Here is a 14,995-nt window from a genome sequence, read left to right on the forward strand (position 1 = left end):
AACGTTTCTTACCTTTGTTATTATGATTACTCAAGAACAACTACAAAAATTGGCTAATAGAGTTGCCAAGCTTAAACAATACTTAGAGATTGATAAAAAATTGATTGAAATTGCCAATCAAGAAGAAAGATCTTTGGCTCCAGATTTTTGGAACCATCCCAAAGAAGCCGAAGCTCACATGAAAGTGTTAAGAGGTTTAAAAAAATGGGTAGAAGATTATAAAAAAGCAAATACTTTAATTGAAGATTTAGGCGTTACCCTTGAGTTTTATAAAGAAGGTGAAGCCACTGAAGAAGAAGTAAACGATATAGAAGCTGAAGCGGTTACTTTAATAGAAGATATTGAATTTAGAAACATGCTTTCTGAAGAAGGAGATGAAATGAGTGCGGTATTGCAAATTACGGCAGGAGCAGGAGGAACAGAAAGTTGTGATTGGGCTGCCATGTTGTTACGTATGTATAGCATGTGGTCTAACAAACAAGGATTTAAAATAAAAGAATTGAATCTGCAAGATGGTGATACGGCTGGAATTAAAACTGTAACCATTGAAATTGAAGGTGAATTTGCTTTTGGATATTTAAAAGGGGAAAATGGTGTACATCGTTTGGTGCGTATTTCTCCGTTTGATAGTAATGCCAAACGTCATACTTCTTTTGCTTCCGTCTATGTGTATCCTTTGGTAGATGATTCTATTGAAATTAAAATTGATCCCTCAGAATTTTCTTTTGAAACCATGAGATCTAGTGGAGCAGGAGGACAAAATGTAAACAAAGTTGAAACGGCAGTTCGTTTACGTCACCACCCAACAGGAATCATTATTGAAAACTCAGAAACTCGTTCTCAGTTAGACAACAAGACCAAAGCCATGCAATTGCTAAAATCTCAATTATATGAAATTGAGTTACAAAAGAAAATGGCTGCCAGAACAGAAATAGAAGCCAATAAAATGAAAATTGATTTTGGTTCTCAGATTCGTAACTATGTTATGCATCCTTATAAATTGGTAAAAGATGTTAGAACGTCTCATGAAACTGGAAATGTTGATGCAGTCATGAATGGTGATATAGATGGTTTCTTAAAGTCATATTTAATGATGGCTGGACAACCAGAAAAAAAGAACGAATTGTAAAAAAAAATATAAAATTTTAATAGGTGTTCGAGCGTAGTAGAGAACTTCTCAATTAAAATAATAAAATAATGATAAAAATATACCACAATCCTAGATGTACCAAAAGTAGACAAGGTGTTGCTTTTTTAGAAGATAAAGGACTTGATTTTGAAATTGTAAAGTATTTAGAAAATACATTTACAGTAGAATCATTAACAGAAATGATATCTGAATTAGGAGTTAAACCTATTGAGTTGGTTAGAAAAAATGAAGCTATTTGGAAAAGTGATTTTAAAGGAAAGGAATTGTCAAATACTGAGATTATTCAGGCTATGGTAGATTTTCCAAAATTGATAGAACGCCCTATTGTTGTGAATCATGGAAAAGCTGTTGTGGCACGACCTACTGAAAAAATAGAAGAGGTTTTATAAAATTTTTTAAAAGATCAATTTGCAACACCATTTTATCATACATAAACCTTATGGTTACTTATCTCAATTTACAAGTGGAGAAAAGTTAGCACATAAAAAAAAGTATTTAGGAGATTTGTATACAGTACCAAAGGGTACAATGGCCATTGGTCGTTTAGATGAACCTAGTGAAGGCTTGTTGTTGTTAACTACTGATGGTAGTGAGAGCGAAAGAATTAGATCCAATAAGGTGGAAAAAGAATATTACGCACAAGTTGATGGATACATTACTGCTGATGCCTTAGAACTTCTTAAAAACGGTGTCATCATTGGCGTGAATGGGGAAGATTACAAAACAAAACCAGCTAAAGTTAAAAGTATTTCAATACCAGATAAATTACCACATAGATCTAAGAAAATTAGAGATGATAGGCATGGCCCTACTTCTTGGGTTTCTATCACCTTAACTGAAGGTAAATTTAGACAAGTCAGAAAAATGTGTTCTGCTGTTGGTTTTCCTGTTTTAAGATTGATTAGAGTTAGGGTAGGGAAGATGCAGTTGTCTCAAATTGATGAAACTGGAATTTTAAAAGTAGATTCTTTTTTGATTTAATTAATTTTTATGATGTTGTATTAACTCATATGAGTTTAAAATATTTTATATTAAGATTAATTGTTGCCTTGTAACGGGCTTTGTATAGGCTTAGAAAGACACTAGAGATGTAAATCCAATATGTGTTAGTGGCAACAGGTTCTGACATATTTGTTATCCCTTAAATTTTCAGAATTAAATAATGATGTTGATGTTACTGGAATTGTAGCTCAAGTGGTTACGGGTATTGGGTTTTTAGGAGCAGACGTGATTTTTAGCAAAGGAATAAATGATGAACTTACTACGGCTGCTACCATTGTAGTATTGTTATTGGTTGTATGATAGCTACAGGTTTTTATATGGAAATCGTTATTTGTACCCTTTTGGTCTTAATTATAAGTGCAGAAATAGAACCTGTTTATAGGTGGTTGAAACATAGGAATGTTTCAGATTGAAATTGTTAAAATAAAAGTCCTCATCCATTTATGACAAGGACTTTTTATTATTTTATTTGCGAAAAAACATAATACATTTCCGTAGCAATTTGTGTACTTCTTTCTTGGTATTTGTTTTCTTGTTCAGGTGTATTATCAAATATTTTTGGGTCTTCATAAGTCATAGGAATTCTTTTTTCAGCTCCTGGAATAAATGGACAGCCATGATCTGCACTAGAACAAGTCATGATGGCAGCAAAAGATTCTTCAGGATTGAAATCATCATCATAAGTTTTAGAAAACCCTATGATAGGATGTGTTTCGTTGCTGAATTTAATGCTGTAAATAGGGTTTGTATTGTTGGTTAAAGTCTGGATATGAAATCCTGAATTTTCTAAAGTAATCGCTACAAAGGGAAACAAAGCAGTAGCTTCTGTTCCGCCAGAATAACAAAAAACATTGTTGATGTTAAACTGAGCAGCCATGGTTTGTGCCCATATTTGCGATAAATGACTTCTTCTTGAATTGTGAGTACAAATAAAGTTAAGATTAATTTTTTCTTGACTATTTTTTTTCTGCTGAATGTAGTCGATTAATGGCTGTAATACTTCTTTTCTTTCTAAAGAAATTGTAGTGGTATTTACATCTTTTATTACTCGTTGTAATTCTGGATATATCATAGATTTTAATTTAGCAGCATCCAGAACCTGGAGCACATTTTGATTTTTGATTTGTTAATTCTGATAATTTTATTTTTTCTTTTGGCACTCCACATTGATCTGGGGCCAAACAGTTGGTTGTTTTGTTAGTTAATAAAAAATCACGACCATTAAAATCTAATCCATATTTACCAATGGTGTTTGATTGGTATTCAATTTCTATTTCTAAATCTTTTATCTGAAGTACTTTTTCAGAAAGTTCAATAATTTGCAATAGTTTTTCAGGATGCAATCTGTGGTCATAATCATTGGCTTCCCATAATTGTAAGTTGATTGTATTTTCTTTTCTTAAAACACCACCACAATCAATAAAGTGTTTACTTACTTTTCCAACTTCTGTTACATGAAAATGACTTGGCACTCTTGTCTCATCTGGTAAAACAAATCCAATGGTTTCTAAATTATTTAAAACAGATTTTAATTCTGATAATTTCATTTTTTACAATTTTTAGGATTGATTAACAACATTGATTTTTCTGCGTTTTTTTAGTGGATATAAATTTGTTAAGTATTGAATTCATTTGTTCCCAATTGTTTTCATCAATGCAATAACAAACGCGAGTTCCATCAATACTTCCTTTGATGAGCCCAATGCTTTTTAATTCTTTTAAGTGCTGAGAAATGGTGGCTTGAGCCAATCCTATTTCTTCTACAATATCTCCACAAACACAAGACTTGGTTTTGAATAAATATTCTAAAATAGCTACTCTTGCTGGATGCGCTAAGGCTTTAGCCAAAGCTGCTACCTTGTTTTGTTCTTCTGTAAACTTTTCTATTTTACTAATTCCCATATGACGACTTTATAATCGCAATATTACGATTAATAAAAATATAAATCTAGAAGAAAGGGATATTTAATATAAAATTAATGAATGATAATATTATGTTTGTGTAGCAATCCTTGAATGTTTTCTAGCGAAAACACTGCTTTTTTAATATTGTTATTTTCAGGATCTATGATGTAATTTTTAGAAGTTTTAAAGTTTGCTTTTTCTAAATTGGTACGTTCAAATTTGGCTTTTGTAAAATCACAATCATCAAATAAAGATAGAGACAAATCACATTCTGTAAAATCTACATTTTGTAATAAGGTATTTTTAAAAATGGTTTTCTTTAATTTTTGTTGATAGAAAGAACTATGGTTTAAGGAACAATGATGGAATTGAAAAGAAAGTCCAAAAGGATTACAAGCTTCAAATAGAATTCCAATCATTTTACAATCTTTAAAAACAATTTCTTGTAGCACGGTTTTGTTTAATCTAACATTGCTTAGATTACAATCTTTAAACTCACAATTGGTAAATTCTATTCCAGACAAATCACATTCCGAAAAATCACAGTTAATAAAAGTACATTCTTCGTATTCGCCAGATTCTATAGCATATTTTGTAAAGTTTTTTTGTTCAAAAACCTCTTCTTCAAAGTAATTCACGTAACTTATTTTTAAAATGATGAGGGCTAAAAGTAAGGGCTAACATCGATTATAAAAAATAAAAAAGAGATTAAATTTTTTTAATCTCTACTTTTCTAAAATGAATAAAGCTTATTGTACTTTAATTTTCACCACTACTTTTTTTACTTTTTCAGGAGTATCAATATGTACACTTGGCATGTGTAAGTCATCTGGAAAGAAAATCATAAAAGTACCCGTATCAAATTTTACCAGAGATGAAGTCGTATCATAAAAATCTAAATCTTTTTCTGGATCTTCGCTAATGGGTTTTTGATCAGTTAGCGTTGTAACACCAACATATTCAGTTCCAGAAATAATGTATTGTAAATCTATATGCGCATGATGACCTTCGCAATTTGCCTCCTCAATGTCTTTGGTAATATATTCCATTACAATGGCAAAAACTTTGTCATCATCAATTTCATAAGTTCCAATGGGCGTGTTTGCTAAATCTGTTTGGGTTACGTAATCAAAAGCCATGGCTATTCTATCGCTAAGGTTTCTGTATAGTTTGTGGTTTTCTAGTTTGTCTATAATCATTTTAGTTTAGTTTTTAATTTTCTTTTTTAGCTATAACAAGATAATTAAATAGTTTTAGATATGTGACTATTTAATTTTAGGTTGATGAAAGATATTATATAAAAAAACCGCTACTCTTTTTATTTAGTAGCGGTTTGGTATTAAGGAAAATCCTTTTTTATTTTAAAGAACCAATCATGTCTTCTGGTTTTACCCATTCATCATATTGTTCTGATGTTACATATCCTAAACGTACCGCTTCTTCTTTTAAAGTAGTTCCGTTAGCATGTGCAGTGTTTGCAATTTCAGCAGCTTTGTAATATCCAATTTTAGTATTTAAAGCAGTCACCAACATTAAAGAGTTGTTAAGTAACTTTTCTATTACAGGATAGTTTGGTTCAATACCAATTGCACAGTGCTCTTCAAAAGACACGCAAGCATCACCAATTAAACGAGCAGATTCAATTAAGTTTTTAGCCATTACAGGTTTAAATACGTTTAATTCGTAGTGACCTTGTAATCCACCAACTCCAATAGCAACATCGTTCCCCATAACTTGAGCAGCGACCATTGTAATTGCTTCACATTGTGTAGGGTTTACTTTTCCTGGCATGATAGAAGATCCTGGTTCGTTGGCAGGTATGATTAACTCTCCAATTCCTGAACGTGGTCCAGAAGCCATTAAACGAATATCATTCGCTATTTTGTTTAATGATACAGCAATTTGTTTTAAAGCTCCGTGAGTCTCAACAAAGGCATCGTGGGCAGCCAAAGCCTCAAATTTATTTTCTGCAGTAACGAAAGGCAATCCTGTAAATTCAGCAATTTTTCTTGCCACTAATACATCATAACCTTTAGGTGTATTTAATCCTGTCCCTACAGCAGTTCCTCCTAAAGCCAATTCAGCCAAATGCGCTAAAGTGTTTTTTAAAGCTTTTAACCCATGGTTTAATTGAGAAACATAACCAGAAAATTCCTGACCAATGGTTAATGGTGTTGCATCCATTAAGTGTGTTCTACCAATTTTTACTACATCTTTAAATGCTTCTGATTTTGCTTGCAAAGTATCACGTAACTTTTCTACTCCAGGAATGGTATTTTCTACAATGATTTTATATGCAGCGATGTGCATTCCTGTAGGGAAAGTATCGTTAGAAGACTGAGATTTGTTAACATCATCGTTAGGTTGAATTGCTTTTTCTCCTTCACCAATAATTCCTCCAGCTAACTCTTGTGCACGGTTTGCAATGACTTCATTTGCGTTCATGTTAGACTGTGTTCCAGAACCTGTTTGCCATACTACTAATGGAAATTGATCATCGTGTTTACCAGCTAATATTTCATCACAAACAGCAGAAATTAAATCTCTTTTGCTTTCTGCCAATACTCCTAAATCACAGTTAGCGTGTGCAGCAGCTTTTTTTAAATAAGCAAAACCATAGACTATTTCTAAAGGCATGCTTCCTGCAGGACCAATTTTAAAGTTATTTCTAGATCTCTCTGTTTGTGCTCCCCAATACTTATCAGCAGGTACTTTCACCTCGCCCATAGTATCTTTTTCTATACGATATTTCATTGGATTTTTATTTAATTCTCTAAGCAGCCAAATATAAGCTGATTGTCTTTTTATTTAAAAAAATGTAACCAAAACTTGTTTGATTTCTATAACATTACACAGATTTTTATATTTGTGATGCTATTTTAACAGTTTGATTTATGGTAGACTATTTAACAAATCATTTATTTGATCGCTTGAAGGTCTTGGAGCATTTGCCGAAATGATTTTTCCTTCAGTGTCTAACAATATAAAACGAGGAATACCAGTAACATTATAAGCTGTGGTAAACTCCTGATCTCCATTTGCAAATAATTGAATTCCTCCCATTTCTTTTTCTTGAATCATTTTTTTCCAAGTCTCTTTCGCATTTTTGCTATCCACAGATATACTCACAAATTTGATGTTTTTTTTGTGAAACTTTTCTTCTAATTTTTTCAAATAAGGAATTTCAACTTTACAAGGACCACACCAAGTTGCCCAAACATCAATATAAACATAATTACCACGTAAATCTTTTAAAGATGTTTTTCCTCCTTTGTAGTTTTCGTAGTTGTTAAACTCTGGAGATACGTCTCCTTTTTTAAATTCTCCACCAATACCATTCATTGCATTGTATTGTTGTTCTAAGTTTTTAACAAAAAATTCTAAATTTTCTTTTTCTGTTTTGATGATATAAGGATTGATATCAGCATATTCTTTAAACAAAGCCTCAATATTCCCAACCATATTTAATTTAAAATCTTTAAAACCATCAGGCTCTAAACTGTTAATACTGTCAATTTTTTCAAATATCTCTTGCGTGTAAATTTCTCTTTTATTTAAATAGTTATTGGCTCTTTTACCATGACCTGAATAAACTAAAGAATTATCATAATCGTTGGCATCTATGCTAATCTCTAATTGGGTTTCTTTGTCTAAGAAAAGTGTTTTTTGAAATTGTCCAATTTGGATAAAACAAAATTTAGCATCTACATTAATAGTGTCTCTAAAAACACCATTTTCAATTTTTATTTTTTTTATTTGGGATGGGGTTCTTAAAACAACTTCGGTAACTTCTTTTGGTAAGTTTTTAATCTCTCCTGAAATACTTGATTGCTTGGGAGTATTGTTGCAAGCCATTGCTAATAAGGTAACACTAGCAATAAAAATTCTTTTTAAATGGTTCATTTTTTTATGGTTCTGTTAGAAATCTATTTTACAAATGATAGCACATATCAAGCCAACATTTACTAGATCTTTTATAAATTTTTAGAAAACTAAGATATAAAAAAAACACCTTTGTATTTAAACAAAGGTGTTTTAGAAATATGTTCTTTATTGCTTAAGCAATCATAGTCACAGGGTTTTCAATATACTGTTTTAAAGTATTTAAAAAAGCAGCACCAACAGCACCATCAATAGTTCTGTGGTCACAAGACAATGTTAAATTCATTACATTACCAACAACAATTTCTCCGTTTTTAACAACTGGTTTTTGTTTAATTCCACCTACAGATAAAATAGCAGAGTTAGGTTGGTTAATGATTGAGGTAAAGTTATCTACTCCAAACATTCCTAAGTTAGAAACAGTAAACGTACTTCCAGACATTTCTGCTGGAGTTAACTTTTTGTTTTTAGCTTTGATTGCTAAATCTTTTACTTCAGCACCAATTTGAGTTAAACTTTTAGTGTCTGTAAAAGGAATTACTGGAACTACCAATCCGTCTTCAATTGCTACAGCTACACCAACAGAAATATGTTCGTTGTAAATGGTTTTTTCAACTGTCCACTCAGTATTGATTTGTGGATGTTTTTTCAATGCCATTGCAGTTGCTTTCACTACTAAGTCATTAAATGAAACTTTAGTATCTGGCAGTTGATTAATCATTGCTCTAGAAGCCATGGCGTTGTCCATGTCTACATCCATACTGATTGTAAAGTTTACGTTTTCAGTTTGAGATTTGTCTAAAGCTCTAGCAATTGCTTTACGCATATTAGAGTTTTTCTCTTCTCTTTGACTAACTTCTCCAGTAGGAGCAGCAGCAACTGCTTTAGCGGCAGGAGCAGCAGATTCTACAGCAGGAGTATAGTTCTCAATATCTACTTTTACAATTCTTCCACCTTCACCAGTACCTACAACTTTTGCTAAGTTGATTCCTTTTTCTTCAGCCAAAGCTTTTGCTAAAGGAGAAGCAATAATTCTTCCATTTTCAGAATTGATAGCACTTACTTTTTTTGTAGCGGTTGGAGCAGCGGCTTTTGGAGCTTCTGTTTTTGCAGGAGCAGGGGCATCGGCTTTTGTAGCCTCTGCAGCTGGAGCTTTTTTAGGTGCAGGAGCACTTGCTTTTCCAAAATTTTCAGCAACAGCAGAAACATCAGTTCCAGCTTCACCAATAATAGCCAGTAGACTATCTACAGGAGCCGTTTCTCCTTCTTGCAATCCAATATATAGTAAAGTTCCTTCATTAAAAGACTCGAACTCCATGGTTGCTTTGTCAGTTTCAATTTCAGCAAGTATATCACCTTCTTCAACTTTATCTCCAACTTTCTTTAACCAAGAAGCAACAGTACCGTCGGTCATGGTATCACTCAAACGAGGCATTGTTACAACGGTTACTCCATCAGGGACAGAAACTTCTTCACTAGCAGGTGCTTCTTCAGTTTCAGCAGCAGGAGTTGATTCCTCAGTTTTTGGAGCTTCAGCAGCTGCTTCAGATGAATCACCACCATTTAATAATCCAGAAATATCTTCACCTTCCTCACCAATGATTGCTAATAAACTATCAACAGGTGCTGTTTCTCCGGCTTCTAAACCTATGTGTAATAAAACACCTTCATTAAAAGATTCAAATTCCATTGTAGCTTTATCAGTTTCGATTTCAGCTAAAATATCACCTTCTTCAATTTTGTCACCAACTTTTTTAAGCCATTGAGCTACGGTACCTTCCGTCATCGTATCACTCAATCTAGGCATATTAACTATAGTAGCCATAATTTATTGTATGGGATTATTTATGTTTAACAAATGGGTAGTTTTCTTGCTCATATACCATGTCGTATAATTGTTGCTTTTCTGGATATGGAGATTCTTCAGCAAACTTCTCACATTCAGCTACCTTTTTCTTAACGTCCTTATCAATTTGTTTGATTTCTTCGTCTGTTAAGTATTTTTCTTTTTTAATGATATCTAATACTTGCGTAATAGGGTCAATTTTTTTGTATTCTTCAACCTCTTCTTTAGTACGGTAGTGTTGTGCATCAGACATAGAGTGACCTCTATAACGGTATGTTTTCATTTCTAAGAAAGTTGGTCCATCACCTCTACGAGCTCTTTCCATAGCTTCGTCCATGGCTTCAGCTACTTTAATAGGGTTCATTGCATCAACAGGTCCACAAGGCATTTCGTATCCTAAACCTAATTTCCAAATATCTTGGTGGTTTGCAGTACGTTCTACTGAAGTTCCCATTGCATATCCATTGTTTTCTACAATAAATACTACTGGTAATTTCCACAACATAGCCATGTTAAAAGTTTCATGTAAAGAACCTTGACGGGCAGCACCATCACCAAAACAACAAATAGTAACACCACCAGTATTGTGGTATTTATCACCAAAAGCCATACCAGCTCCTAATGGAATTTGTCCACCTACAATACCATGACCTCCATAAAAACCATGTTCTTTAGAGAAAATATGCATAGAACCTCCCATACCATGAGAAGTACCTGTTGCTTTTCCATATAATTCGGCCATAACTCTTTTAGGATCTACTCCCATACCAATTGGTTGTACGTGGTTACGGTAAGCTGTAATCATTTTGTCTTTACCTCCTAATTCCATCACATGTAAACATCCTGCTAAAATAGCTTCCTGACCGTTGTACAAGTGCAAGAATCCTCTAACTTTTTGTTGGATGTAAACTGCAGCTAGTTTATCCTCAAACTTTCTCCAGAAAAGCATGTCCTTATACCAGTTGATATAGGTTTCTTTGGTGATTTCTTTCATGATTTGTTTTAAATTTATAATAAAATGATATACGCATATATACGTAATTCAAACTTTTATATTTATAGAATAGGAACAAAAATAAGACATTATAGCTAAGTAATAAACATCTATAATCACTTTTTTAATACCTGTTTCATAAGATTTTACGAGGTTTTTAAAAACATTGAGTTGAATTTCGTGGGAGGTGTAAAATGGTTTTTTGTTAAATCACTGTTTTTTAGTTTTTTATATGTTTTTTTTGGTGTTTTTTTAGATGTTGAATATCGTTAAAATAAAATTTGTTTTTTTCTAAAAAAAAACGTGTTCTAAATAAAAAACTCTATCCATTTAAATGGATAGAGTTTTTTATGAATTTAACTTTTATAAAAACTATTTTAAGCTTCAATATAATTTTCAATTGGTTCACAAGAACAAACTAAGTTTCTATCACCATAAGCATCATCTACTCTACGAACTGTAGGCCAGAATTTGTTATCGGCAATATTTTCTAATGGATAAGCAGCTTTTTGCCTAGAGTAATTAAAACTCCATTGATCTCCTGTTAACATTTGTTGAGTATGTGGTGCGTTTTTTAAGACAGAATTTTCATCATGGAAATCTTGTTCGTCAATTTCTGCTTTGATACTTAATAAAGCATTGATGAATGTATCTAGTTCTTCTTTGTTTTCACTTTCGGTTGGCTCAATCATTAACGTTCCTGCTACTGGGAAAGATACCGTTGGAGCATGAAAACCGTAATCCATCAAACGCTTAGCTACATCAACCACTTCTATGCCCTTAGCTTTAAAACTTCTAAAATCTACAATCATTTCGTGCGCACAGAATCCATTTTCACCAGAGTAAAGAATGTTATATTCTGCTTCTAATTTTGTTTTGATGTAATTGGCATTTAAAATAGCGTTTTCTGTAGCTGATTTTAATCCTTTTGCTCCTAACATTTTAATGTAACCATAAGAAATTAAACAAACCAATGCAGATCCCCAAGGAGCAGAAGAAACTGCTTTTATGGCGTTTTCTCCACCCGTTTTTACAACTGGATTTGATGGTAAAAAAGGAGCAAGATGCTCTACCACACAAATAGGTCCTACTCCAGGTCCACCACCTCCGTGAGGAATGGCGAATGTTTTATGTAAGTTTAAGTGACAAACATCTGCACCAATGGTAGCAGGATTTGTCAATCCTACTTGTGCATTCATGTTGGCACCATCCATATATACTTGTCCACCATTATCGTGAATTAATTGTGTAATTTCTTTAATTCCACTTTCAAATACTCCGTGAGTAGAAGGGTAGGTAACCATTAGACAAGATAAATTGTCTTTATGCAAAATGGCTTTTTCTTTTAGATCTTCAAAATCAATATTTCCTTCTTCCGTAGCTTTGGTTACTACAACTTTCATTCCAGCCATAACAGCAGAAGCTGGGTTGGTACCGTGAGCAGACGAAGGAATTAAACAAATATGTCTATGGCTATCTCCTCTAGATTCGTGATAAGCTTTGATGGCTAATAAACCTGCATATTCTCCTTGAGCACCAGAGTTTGGTTGAAGAGAAGTTGCATAAAAGCCAGTAATTTCATTCAAATCGTTTTCTAGACCTTTTAAAACTTCCTGATATCCTTGAGCTTGATCAACAGGAACAAATGGGTGAATATTTCCCCAGTTAGGCCAACTTAAAGGCAACATTTCTGATGCTGCATTTAATTTCATAGTACAAGAACCTAAAGAAATCATAGAGTGATTTAAAGATAAATCCTTACGTTCTAATTTTTTAATATAACGCATCATTGCTGTTTCAGAATGATGGGTGTTAAATACAGGATTTGTTAAATAATCAGAAGTTCTTTTAAATTCAGGTTTTACATCTACTTCTTTTAATTCGTGAATTTCTGTAAAGTTTTTACCAGTAGCTTTGGTTAAAATTCTAACAATTTCATTAATGTCCTCTAAATTGGTGGTTTCATTAATGGCAATTGTTACAGAAGTTTCGGAATTGTATAAAAAGTTTACCTGTAATAATTCTGCAATTTCTTTTACTTTACTTGCGGAAGGAACAGTAATGTTTAAAGTATCAAAAAAGACCTTGTTCACTTGTTCAAAACCTAAATCTTTTAATGCACTGTTTAAAGTATAAGTATGATTTAATATTTTACTGGCAATGTATTTTAATCCTTTAGGACCATGAAAAACAGTATACATTCCTGCCATAACTGCTAACAATACTTGTGCGGTACAAATATTAGAGGTGGCTTTTTCTCTTTTAATATGTTGTTCACGAGTTTGTAAAGCCATACGTAAAGCACGGTTTCCATCAATGTCTTTTGTAACTCCAATAATTCTTCCTGGTAAAGATCTTTTATATTCTTCTTTGGTAGCAAAATATGCGGCATGAGGCCCACCATATCCCATTGGGATTCCAAAACGTTGCGTAGTTCCTACCACAACATCTGCTCCCCATTCTCCTGGAGGAGTTAATAAGGTTAAACTCAACAAGTCAGCAGCCACGGCTATTCTAACTTCTGTTTCATTTGCTTTTTTAACAAAATCCGTATAGTCAACTACTTTTCCGTTTTTACCTGGATACTGCACCAATCCCCCAAAAACATTTTCTGAAAATTCAAAAGTTTCGTGATTTCCAATAACCAAATCAATATGCAAAGGAGTTGCTCTAGAAGTTAAAACATCAATAGTTTGCGGTAATACATTTTCTGAAACAAAAAACTGTAATGCATCTTTTTTCTTTTGATTTCTACTTCTAGTGTTAAAAAGTAAAATCATGGCTTCTGCAGCAGCAGTTCCTTCATCTAACAAAGAAGCGTTGGCAATTTCCATTCCTGTTAAATCAGTCACCATGGTTTGGAAATTTAACAAAGCTTCTAATCTACCTTGTGCAATTTCTGCTTGGTATGGAGTATAAGCAGTGTACCAACCTGGATTTTCTAAAATGTTACGTTGAATTACACCAGGAGTGATGGTAGGATGATACCCTAAACCAATGTAGTTTTTAAATAATTTATTTTTCACAGATAATTTTTGAATATGATCCATGTATTCATGTTCACTCACAGCAGGTGCTAACTGTAATTCATTCTGTAAAAGAATATCTTTAGGAACAGTTTTTTTAATTAACTCATCAATAGAATTTACATTGATAGCTTTAAGCATTTCAGCTTGTTCCTCTTGGTTAGAACCTATGTGTCTTTGTGCAAAAACATCTGTTTTCATAAATGGAAAAAATAATTATTTTGAAGCCCAAAAATACGGATAATAAAAGTTTTATTTTTGTTCTATTGTCAAATGTTTTAACCAATTTTGGTTGTTATTGTTGATAAGTATAAATAAACGATGAAATTTTTAAAAGCCCTTTTTCAATTTTACGTCTATAGTAATTTACATGTATCTATTGCTGTTGCTTGTTTGGTGCTGAGTGTTGGTTTTTTGTTTGAAGTAGAAGTGAGTCATGAAGCCTTATTGTTAATGTGTGCTACTTTTGTTTCTTATCATTTAATTCGCTTTTTAAATAGGCACAAATACGGAAAAAAACATTTGTTAGATGTTTTCAGTAATCAATACAAAGTACTTATATATGTAATGATTGGTACAGCAATGATCGTTGGTATGTATGAGTTGTTACAGTTAAAAATGATTCAGTTTTTGCATTTATTTCCCTTTGTAGTGCTGACTTTATTATATGCTTATAGTTTTATTGGTAAAAATGGAGTTAGGCATTCTATTCGTTTTGTTCCAGGAATAAAAATATTTGTGATTGCTTTTGTTTGGGCAGGAACGGTGGTGTTTTTTCCTGTAACTTCTTCAGTTCCTTTTGATATCAATCATATAATCTATTTTTTAGGATTGATGTTTTTTGTAGTTGTGTTAACTCTTCCTTTTGATATTAGAGATTTGGCTTTTGATGAAAAAAGTATCAGAACGTTACCGATGCTTTTAGGGGGAAAGGGAGTAAAGGTTTTAGGAGTTATTTTGTTGATGTTTTCTTTAATGATACATTGGTCTATTTTTGGGTACGAAGGGTTTTATCAATTTTTAATTACTTGTATGGTGTTGATTTTTTTATTGTTTTTTGCCAAAGAAGAACAATCCAAATATTATGCTTCTTTTTGGGTAGAAGGAATTCCAATACTATATTATTTACTGTTATTGTATGCATAAAAAAAAAGCACCTATTAGGTGCTTTTTTTATGTAATATGTTTTT

At 32.5% G+C, this 14,995-nt stretch carries 15 protein-coding genes; 5 read left to right on the forward strand and 10 right to left on the reverse strand.

Annotation, left to right across the window (positions count from 1 at the left end; translation table 11 throughout):
• The first annotated feature begins 22 nt into the window (after nt 1-22).
• The 4 genes from prfB to QVZ41_RS05920 all read left to right on the forward strand — a co-directional run bounded on the left by prfB (nt 23) and on the right by QVZ41_RS05920 (nt 2,452).
• Entirely contained in the window at nt 23-1,129 is a 1,107-nt protein-coding gene (prfB, locus tag QVZ41_RS05905) for a peptide chain release factor 2 (protein WP_302883629.1), read from the forward strand.
• A 68-nt stretch (nt 1,130-1,197) separates the two neighbouring features.
• Complete coding sequence (gene arsC / locus QVZ41_RS05910; RefSeq protein WP_302883630.1) at nt 1,198-1,539, forward strand: arsenate reductase (glutaredoxin); 342 nt, start codon at nt 1,198-1,200, stop codon at nt 1,537-1,539.
• 19 nt (nt 1,540-1,558) lie between these two features.
• A complete protein-coding gene (locus tag QVZ41_RS05915) occupies nt 1,559-2,131 on the forward strand; it encodes a pseudouridine synthase (RefSeq protein ID WP_302883631.1) in 573 nt (190 codons plus the stop codon).
• Nucleotides 2,132-2,281: 150 nt separating this feature from the next.
• Nucleotides 2,282-2,452, forward strand: coding sequence for an MgtC/SapB family protein (locus QVZ41_RS05920; protein ID WP_302883632.1), 171 nt, complete (start codon nt 2,282-2,284; stop codon nt 2,450-2,452).
• Nucleotides 2,453-2,612: 160 nt separating this feature from the next.
• Here the strand turns inward: QVZ41_RS05920 and QVZ41_RS05925 are convergent, their stop codons facing one another.
• The 10 genes from QVZ41_RS05925 to gcvP form a co-directional block, all read right to left on the reverse strand.
• Nucleotides 2,613-3,224, reverse strand: a complete 612-nt coding sequence (locus QVZ41_RS05925; protein WP_302883633.1) for an arsenate-mycothiol transferase ArsC — start codon at nt 3,222-3,224, stop codon at nt 2,613-2,615.
• Between the two features lie 10 nt (nt 3,225-3,234).
• Nucleotides 3,235-3,699: a DUF6428 family protein gene (locus QVZ41_RS05930; protein ID WP_302883634.1), complete on the reverse strand. Its 465-nt coding sequence runs from the start codon at nt 3,697-3,699 to the stop codon at nt 3,235-3,237.
• A 22-nt stretch (nt 3,700-3,721) separates the two neighbouring features.
• A complete protein-coding gene (locus QVZ41_RS05935; protein WP_302883635.1) occupies nt 3,722-4,054 on the reverse strand; it encodes an ArsR/SmtB family transcription factor in 333 nt (110 codons plus the stop codon).
• A 74-nt stretch (nt 4,055-4,128) separates the two neighbouring features.
• Nucleotides 4,129-4,695, reverse strand: a complete 567-nt coding sequence (locus QVZ41_RS05940; RefSeq protein WP_302883636.1) for a pentapeptide repeat-containing protein — start codon at nt 4,693-4,695, stop codon at nt 4,129-4,131.
• A gap of 111 nt (nt 4,696-4,806) precedes the next feature.
• A complete protein-coding gene (locus QVZ41_RS05945) occupies nt 4,807-5,256 on the reverse strand; it encodes a NanQ anomerase/TabA/YiaL family protein (RefSeq protein WP_302883637.1) in 450 nt (149 codons plus the stop codon).
• Between the two features lie 157 nt (nt 5,257-5,413).
• Nucleotides 5,414-6,811 carry a class II fumarate hydratase gene (gene fumC / locus QVZ41_RS05950; RefSeq protein ID WP_302883638.1) on the reverse strand — a complete coding sequence of 466 codons (1,398 nt, stop codon included), beginning with the start codon at nt 6,809-6,811 and terminating at the stop codon, nt 5,414-5,416.
• A gap of 138 nt (nt 6,812-6,949) precedes the next feature.
• The gene (locus tag QVZ41_RS05955; protein ID WP_302883639.1) at nt 6,950-7,960 is read right to left on the reverse strand and encodes a TlpA family protein disulfide reductase; all 1,011 of its coding nucleotides are present in this window, start codon (nt 7,958-7,960) and stop codon (nt 6,950-6,952) included.
• Nucleotides 7,961-8,114: 154 nt separating this feature from the next.
• Complete coding sequence (locus QVZ41_RS05960) at nt 8,115-9,764, reverse strand: pyruvate dehydrogenase complex dihydrolipoamide acetyltransferase (protein ID WP_302883640.1); 1,650 nt, start codon at nt 9,762-9,764, stop codon at nt 8,115-8,117.
• A 16-nt stretch (nt 9,765-9,780) separates the two neighbouring features.
• On the reverse strand, nt 9,781-10,779 hold the full coding sequence (gene pdhA, locus QVZ41_RS05965; protein WP_302883641.1) for a pyruvate dehydrogenase (acetyl-transferring) E1 component subunit alpha: 999 nt from the start codon (nt 10,777-10,779) through the stop codon (nt 9,781-9,783).
• A 377-nt stretch (nt 10,780-11,156) separates the two neighbouring features.
• Nucleotides 11,157-14,006, reverse strand: coding sequence for an aminomethyl-transferring glycine dehydrogenase (gene gcvP, locus QVZ41_RS05970; RefSeq protein WP_302883642.1), 2,850 nt, complete (start codon nt 14,004-14,006; stop codon nt 11,157-11,159).
• 120 nt (nt 14,007-14,126) lie between these two features.
• Between gcvP and QVZ41_RS05975 the strand changes: the two genes are divergently transcribed.
• On the forward strand, nt 14,127-14,951 hold the full coding sequence (locus tag QVZ41_RS05975) for a UbiA prenyltransferase family protein (RefSeq protein ID WP_302883643.1): 825 nt from the start codon (nt 14,127-14,129) through the stop codon (nt 14,949-14,951).
• The last annotated feature ends 44 nt before the right edge of the window (nt 14,952-14,995 follow it).

This window comes from Wenyingzhuangia gilva (assembly GCF_030519655.1).
Taxonomy (GTDB): Bacteria; Bacteroidota; Bacteroidia; order Flavobacteriales; family Flavobacteriaceae; genus Wenyingzhuangia; species Wenyingzhuangia gilva.